Origin of the sequence: Mesorhizobium sp. M7A.F.Ca.CA.003.01.2.1, from assembly GCF_003998945.1 — a bacterium.
In the GTDB taxonomy this organism is placed as follows: Bacteria; Pseudomonadota; Alphaproteobacteria; order Rhizobiales; family Rhizobiaceae; genus Mesorhizobium; species Mesorhizobium ciceri.
In genome coordinates, this window is sequence record NZ_RZRA01001554.1 from 1 (window position 1) to 637 (window position 637).

The window sequence follows — 637 nt, forward strand, 5'->3', positions numbered from 1 at the left end:
CGGCTTCATGGCGCAGACCGGCGACGTCAAGTTCGGCAATATGAAAAAGGGTTTCAGCGCCGAGGCCGTCGGCACCGGCGGTTCCGACCTGCCCGACCTGCCGGCCGAATTCTCGCAGACCGAACATTACAAGCGCGGCGTGGTCGGCATGGCCCGCTCGCAGGACCCCAATTCGGCCAATTCGCAGTTCTTCATCATGTTCGCTCCGGCACCGCCGCTCGACGGCCAGTACACCATCGTCGGCAATGTCGTCAGCGGCATGGAACTGGTGGATCACATCAAGAAGGGCGACCAGGCGGATAACGGCACGGTCTCCGACCCCGACCGGATGATCAAGGTGCGCATCGCCGCAGACAAGTAAAATTGTCAAATAACTCTGTTTTCTCAAAAGGATATCTGACATGGCCGAAATCAAGGACCGCGAGAACGCGCTCATCATGGAAACGACCAAGGGCACGGTCGTCATCGAACTTTTCCCCGACCTGGCGCCGGGCCACGTCTCCCGCATCAAGGAACTGGCTAGGGAAGGCGCCTATGACGGCGTGGTCTTCCACCGCGTCATCGAAGGCTTCATGGCCCAGACCGGCGACGTCAAGTTCGGCAATTCGAGCAAGCCTTCCTTCGCGCCGTCCCGCGC

The 637-nt window shown here is 60.6% G+C and carries 2 protein-coding genes; both read left to right on the top strand.

Annotated features, from left to right (window positions below; genetic code table 11):
• The coding region (locus tag EN969_RS34140) for a peptidylprolyl isomerase (RefSeq protein WP_164758806.1) at nt 1-361 on the top strand (361 nt) is incomplete at its 5' end.
• Between the two features lie 40 nt (nt 362-401).
• Nucleotides 402-637: peptidylprolyl isomerase (locus EN969_RS34145; RefSeq protein ID WP_206525367.1), on the top strand; the 236-nt coding region annotated here is incomplete at its 3' end.